This is a genomic window from Bradyrhizobium sp., assembly GCF_049512235.1.
Taxonomy (GTDB): Bacteria; Pseudomonadota; Alphaproteobacteria; order Rhizobiales; family Xanthobacteraceae; genus Bradyrhizobium.
In genome coordinates, this window is record NZ_JBEKXH010000382.1 from 1 (window position 1) to 6,207 (window position 6,207).

Annotated in this window: 6 protein-coding genes and 1 pseudogene; 4 read left to right on the forward strand and 3 right to left on the reverse strand. The window is 62.8% G+C overall.

The annotated features are described in order from the left end of the window. Window positions 1–825 (forward strand): beta/alpha barrel domain-containing protein (locus ABSG20_RS26960; RefSeq protein WP_490338341.1); only part of this gene is annotated, 825 nt, incomplete at its 5' end. A 193-nt stretch (window positions 826–1,018) separates the two neighbouring features. After that, the gene (locus ABSG20_RS26965) at window positions 1,019–1,243 is read left to right on the forward strand and encodes an antitoxin MazE family protein (RefSeq protein ID WP_423867531.1); all 225 of its coding nucleotides are present in this window, start codon (window positions 1,019–1,021) and stop codon (window positions 1,241–1,243) included. Between the two features lie 39 nt (window positions 1,244–1,282). Here ABSG20_RS26965 and ABSG20_RS26970 read toward each other — a convergent pair whose 3' ends face one another. The 3 genes and pseudogenes from ABSG20_RS26970 to ABSG20_RS26980 all read right to left on the reverse strand — a co-directional run. Beyond that, window positions 1,283–3,256, reverse strand: coding sequence for an eCIS core domain-containing protein (locus ABSG20_RS26970; protein WP_423867532.1), 1,974 nt, complete (start codon window positions 3,254–3,256; stop codon window positions 1,283–1,285). Between the two features lie 87 nt (window positions 3,257–3,343). Further along, entirely contained in the window at window positions 3,344–4,609 is a 1,266-nt protein-coding gene (locus tag ABSG20_RS26975) for a S1C family serine protease (protein ID WP_423867533.1), read from the reverse strand. Between the two features lie 82 nt (window positions 4,610–4,691). After that, window positions 4,692–5,171 (reverse strand): annotated as a pseudogene (locus ABSG20_RS26980) (adenylate/guanylate cyclase domain-containing protein); the annotation flags it as partial. 263 nt (window positions 5,172–5,434) lie between these two features. On the opposite strand from ABSG20_RS26980, the gene ABSG20_RS26985 reads away from it, so the two are divergent. Together ABSG20_RS26985 and ABSG20_RS26990 are read left to right on the forward strand one after the other, a co-directional pair. After that, complete coding sequence (locus tag ABSG20_RS26985) at window positions 5,435–5,758, forward strand: toxin-antitoxin system TumE family protein (RefSeq protein ID WP_423867534.1); 324 nt, start codon at window positions 5,435–5,437, stop codon at window positions 5,756–5,758. A 31-nt stretch (window positions 5,759–5,789) separates the two neighbouring features. Then, window positions 5,790–6,167, forward strand: a complete 378-nt coding sequence (locus ABSG20_RS26990) for an HVO_A0114 family putative DNA-binding protein (RefSeq protein WP_423867535.1) — start codon at window positions 5,790–5,792, stop codon at window positions 6,165–6,167. Window positions 6,168–6,207: the final 40 nt, after the last annotated feature.

Consider the following 6,207-nt stretch of genomic DNA (forward strand, 5'->3'; position numbering starts at 1 on the left):
GGCCGTTTCGTGCTTGATGTGCTCTACGCCCGCGCCAAGGCGAAGTTGTGGGCCAAGGTCGAGCGGCTGCGCAAGCTGGAGGGCTTGCGGTTGTCCGATTTCGGCACCCGCCGCCGCCATGGCTTCCTGTGGCAGCGCTGGTGCGTCGAGGCCGTCAAGGAGGGCCTCGGCACCTCCTTTACCGGCACCTCCAATGTGCTCCTGGCGATGGACAATGACCTGGAAGCGATCGGAACCAACGCCCATGAACTGCCGATGGTGGCCGCGGCGCTGGCCAACGACGACATCGAGCTGCGCTGGGCGCCCTATCGCATCCTCGATCAATGGCGCCATACCTATGCCGGCAATCTCCTGATCGCGCTTCCCGATGCCTTCGGCACCACCTCGTTCCTCAGGGATGCCCCGGAATGGGTGGCGGACTGGACCGGCTTTCGACCGGACAGTGCGCCGCCGATCGCCGCCGGCGAGGAAATCATCCGCTGGTGGAAACAGAAAGGCCGCGACCCCAGAGAAAAGCTTTTGGTGTTTTCCGACGGCATGGATGTCGGATCGATCGAGGAAACCTACCGTCATTTTGCCGGCCGGGTCAGGGTCAGCTTCGGCTGGGGCACCAACCTGACCAATGATTTCGTCGGTTGCACGCCCGACGGCTCGGTCGATCTCGATCCGATCTCGATCGTCTGCAAGGTGACGTCTGTCGACGGAAGGCCGGCGGTAAAATTGTCGGACAATCCGGAAAAAGCCACCGGCGATCCCTCCGAAGTGGAGCGCTATCTGCGCGTATTCGGCAATGTCGGCCGCGTCCGCAGCGCGGTGCATGTGTGAGGGAGCGGCGCAGGCGATGATGAGCACTACGTCTTTGCCGTTGCACCCTCAATATCAATATCCCGGTCGCGCGGGCACCCATTGATCAGGACCGCCATGCGCCAAGTAAGGAATCATGATCCTGCCAGACGAAACTTCTGGTCGATCGGCTTCGCTGACGATAGGTTACATCTAACCTAATTTGGGATCCACCATGGCCTCGGCACCGAAGACAAAGCCCTCGCGCGTCAAGGTACGGGCCCATCGTGCGCGCTTGCGCCGGCAGGGCCTGCGCCCGATCCAGATTTGGGTGCCGGACGTGCGGGCTCCAACCTTCCGCGCCGAAGCCCATCGCCAGTCGGTTGCCATCGCCACTAGCGCCCGTGCGCGCGAGGATCAGGCTTTCATCGACGCGGTTTCAGAACGTGGCGATGAATGAGGACCAGGCGGCAGGCGTGAACCGCAACGACGCCGGATCTCACTTGGAGAGCGGGATCTCGATCTCCACCGTCGTCGCGTCGACCCGACGGAACGTCCCGCCATATTTCTCGACCAGTCCCTTCATCTTGAGGATATTCTCGTTGCGGACCACCCGGCCGACAATTCGAAGCTGGTCCGCACCGGCCGCTCTGGCTTCAGCCATCAGGTTCTTGAAGAGTTTGAGCAGGGGACCGACGCCGATATCTGTCGTCGGCTTCTGATTGCTCTTCAGTCCCCAGATCTCGCGCTCGAAGGTCTTGCCCTTGAGCCCCTTCTCGCCGTAGATCCGGTAGTCTCCGACCGGCTCGCCGACCTCGGCGCCTCTCGGAATCGGGTTCGTGGCCGGTTCGTCGGTGATCGGCTCGGGAACGGCCGCGGGGGGCGCGGCTCCGCCCGCCGGCGGCTCCCCCGATTTTGGGCCGGTCGTCAAGAGAGGTTTGGAGGTCGGCGGCGCCGGCTTTTCCGCACCGCCCACTCCGGCGCCTTCGGTCGCGGGCACGTTGGATGGCATGCCGGTGGGTCTGCCGCCCGGGCCGACCTCGATCGGCCCGCTCGGGCCCGGGCTTGGCAGCGCCACGACCTCCGCGGCAACCACAAGCCGGGCCATCCCGCGATTGAGCGCCTCATCGCGCGACATGCCGCTGTCGCGGTCCCGGCGAAATTGCTCGATGTTACTCGAACACGGTTCGGTGTGCTCGCAGACGAAGCCTACGGCTCTATTGAACCGCGATTTCTCTTCCGGCTTGTTTTCGGTGAGGTCCCAAAGGCGGTTGTTGTAGAGAAGACGGGCCTCCGGATCCGCCAAGACCACGGCTTCCATCTTGTCCACATAGGGCTGTCGAATGAACCCTTCTTCCTTCGGGTCCCAATAGAGGTCGAGAGCGAACGCTTCCGTGACGTCAGCATCGTTGTTGGACGGATTGCTGTCCCAGAACGCGCGCCTTCGGGCTTGTTTCTCCGCGAGATCGAGCGCCAACGAGCCCAGCTTGAGCCGTTGCTCCGCTTCCCGAGATACCTTGTCGGCTTCCTCATCCGTAAAGCCTCCGGGGGCAAACCTCGACAAGTCCATGTCCGGCCGCGCGGTCGGCTTCGAGTCCGGTTCATCGTCGTTGTCGGCGTCGGCCGGTTTACGCGCCAGACCGATCCCTGAAGCGGTCGAGCCTGGCGAGCGCTGCTGCTGAATCGTGTGCGCCAGTTCGTGCGCCAGGAGTTCGCGCCCCCGCGCATTGGCCGGCGCATACTGGTTGGCGCCGAATGCCACATTCGACCCCACGGTGTAGGCGCGCGCATGGACCGCCTCGGCAGAGGCCGCCGCCCTTGCATCGGTGTGCACCCGGACGCGGCTGAAGTCATGGCCGAAACGCGGCTCCATGAAAGCGCGCGTCGCCGCATCAAGCGGCTGGCCGGGTGAGCGCAGTACTTCGTGGACGATCGGCGGTGCTACAGTCGATTCCAGGTCGCCTGACCCGACATGACTGGTCCGCAAGTGCGCAGGAGCCTGATCCGGTTTCTCCGTTTGACATCTGGGGCACTCTCCACCGCAGGCACAGATGCGCCGGAGTCGCGGCTCGGGCGTCCGCATCACCTGGTGCGCGGCGCGGTCCGCCGCATGCTCCAGCGGATCATCGACAGCGCCGATCTTGAGTTTCGCTTGAATGGAAATGGGATAACGAAGCGCCGGAAAAGGCGGCGGGTTTTGCAACCGCTCCGCGCCATCGGGAGAAAATACCGGGATTTTGCCGAAATCCCACGAAGACGCTGCCGCGTGGGCCATCCCTTCGTGCACCTCCGGCGCGTTCCGCAGCGCGGTCGCGCATGGAGCCAGAAGCCCAGACATCGCCTGATTGCGGTTGCCGATGCTCTGCCGAAGCATCTGCGCCTGACTGACCGCAGAATGGTCAGCCCGTTGCGCCATCGCCTTCGGGCGTTTCAGCTGCATGGCCTTTGGCTTTGCTAGCGGGGGAGCGAACATGGTCGCATGCCTCCTTGAAAGTCACCATGGCGCGACGCGCAACAAGGTCCCTGGTTTACACGCACACGCATGAAAGGCACAAGCTTCTCAGTCATCCGATTTTTTCGCGCTGGCGTTCTGCTCCGTCGCCGTGCAAGAAATCAAGAGCGTAAATGCGCGCGCATTCCGGGCGATGTCGGACGTCTTCAGTTCATTCCTGGTATCGGCAGCCTGATACCCCACCACGCTGTTATCCAAAAAGTCTCTCAGGGCACCGGTCTTGATCGCGAAATTGATGTTCTCCGGTATGTTGCCGGTTGCTTTTGCAAATTTAATGGCATTCAATTTCGCGGCAACCATTCCGACCACTACGCCGCCAGAGTCCAGGAGCGGACCGCCGCTGTTGCCGGGCTGAACGGCGGCGCTGATCTGCAAATAGCGGGTATCGTTCAGGATGCCGCTCAACGAACTTACGATCCCCGTGGTCACCGTGAAGTCGGATGTCAGCAATCCGTGGTATGGATAACCGATCGCCACGACGCTGTCGCCCGGATGGATCGGCTTATCTCGTATGGTGGCGACTTCCTTGAAGGGGCTCGGTGCTTGCAGCAAAGCAAGGTCATTGGTTTCGTCGCTTGAGACGAGACGCAGCTTGATGGGAGCCTCGCCGCTCAAGTTGCCCTGGATGTCTCCGACACAACCATCGACGACGTGCTGATTGGTTACGACATGTCCGTTGTTGCTGACCACGAAACCAGTGCCCGTCTGTTCGACGGTCCTGGCGGGCTTCGGCGGAGCCGCGGTCGCAACGACTTCCTTTGCAGCTGTCTGCTTTGGAGGAGAAACTGCGAACTCGGCGGCATTGGCTATCCCGTTTTTCTTGACACTGACGACGCAATTGGCCAGCGAGGGCAGAAGCTGGGCCGTTTGGTTGAGGCTGAATTGAAACAGCTGACTTTGCGCAAAGGCCGTCATGACCTTTGCTTTTCGGAATTGCGCGATAAGGGCGGAATTTGCCGGCATCTCCACGTTCACAAGGTGCGAACCGATAGGCATCCCTTGCACGTTGATGGCCGCCTGACCGTCGAAGGTGAGGGCGAGCGGAAAGCCTTGACCGGGGGTTAGTTGCCAGTTCTCGTGCGCGAAGCCCAATCTCCAACTAAAATCGCCGCTGACGGAAACGACGAAATAAATGCCACTTTGGTAGGTAGCTCCGGCCGCGCAATGAGTGAACAATCCGCTGTTGTCGTCGGTGTAGGCGCCGCCGTGCCAGTTGCCAAGATTTATGGAACCGTAGGGACCGCGGGCACTGGTCGACGACGACGACGCGACCAGGCAGAGTGTTGCGACTACCGCGCTGATCGTGGCTTTCATCCCGGCTACTCCCCATGAAGGCCCGACCATCATAAGTGGCTTCGAAACGAGTTCACAAGAGCCCCGCGAACTGCGGAGCGGCTCAATTCTCCGGCACGGTGAAGACGGCGCATGGCGCGGCGATGCCGCGCAATGCGTGCATTCCCAGCGGGATCAGCGGCGCCCTTGTTGCGGCGGCGATCGCGCCGGAAACCAGGACCGCGCGATCGAGCGGCCGGCACAGCCCTTCCAGCCGGCTGACGAGATTAACCGCGGGACCGATCGCGGTGAAATCGAGCCGGTCGGCGGCACCGATGTTGCCCCACAGGATCTCGCCGAGATGGAGGGCGACGCCGAACGGCAGCGGCGCCAGCCCTTGGCGTTGCCGGGCGGCGTCGAGATGCGCCATTCCGGCGCGAGCGGCTGCGACCGCGCGCAGCGCGGCCTCGCACGCACCGGCCGGTTCATCCCCGACCACCGGAAAGATCGCCAGCACGCCGTCGCCGATGAATTTCAGGACCTCGCCGCCGAACGCATGCACCGCGCCGGCAATGCGGTCGAACCAGGCGTCGAGCGTGGCGATCGACATGCAGCGAGAGTCCCGGCTTCAAGGCAGGGCTCGCGCCGCAGGCACGGCATGAAGAGTTGTCCCGTTTCATCACTCGAAACCGCAACCTGAGAGATGGATCACGGTTGAAGTGATTGAGCTTTTGCACCCCCCCAGCCGCTCCCTGACATGCGCTTCCTAGGGCACTTCAACAATATCAGTGATCGGGGCGCTATTCCGCTGTATCAGAGACGGCTCGCGGCGCGCTTGATTGAGTTGCTTCAATCTGATAACCATCTATGGTGATGGAGCCGCGCGATCCGACCCTCGATCTCCGGCTCGACCTCGACGGGGAGGTGCTCGTCGTCGATCCGGAGGGTGGCCATTGGGTGCGGTTCGTCGTGACGCGGGTGCCGGCGTCGCCGGAGAAGCCACACGGCATCGACTACTCGCTGACGCTGCACGGGCCGGATGGTGAGCGGCTGATCGGCTTCGACAACGCCCATCCGGTGGCGCGGCAGAAGCGGGGCGGGCCGCAGGACCATCGCCACCGTCTTCGGACGATCAGGGCGTACGACTACCATGACGCCGCGACCTGCTCGACGATTTCTGGACCACGGTAGACGCCGTGTTGCGTGAAAGAGGAGTGATCCCATGACGACCTTGAAAGTCGGCATCAACAGTTACGAGGGGATGAAGGCTCGCACCAAAGCGGTGGCGCGGGGCCAGCGCCGCATCGCGCCCGACGAGCCGAAGGTCTGGTTCACCTCGACCGAGTCCTTTGCCAAGGTTCTGTCGGCCGGCAACCGCGAGCTGCTGCGCATCATCGCCGAGAAGGCGCCAAGCTCGCTCGACGAGTTGGCACGCATCACCGGCAGGGCCAAATCCAATCTGTCGCGGACATTGCGGACGATGGAAGGCTACGGCTTGGTCCGCCTCGAACGTGGCGAGCGCGGGCGCATCACGCCGAAAGTGGTGCATGACCGGGTCGAGCTGGACTTGCCGCTCACGCCGTCGCGGAAAGCAAGTTGAGCATGATCGCAAAAACCTGTGGCCCTCGACCACCCGTTCT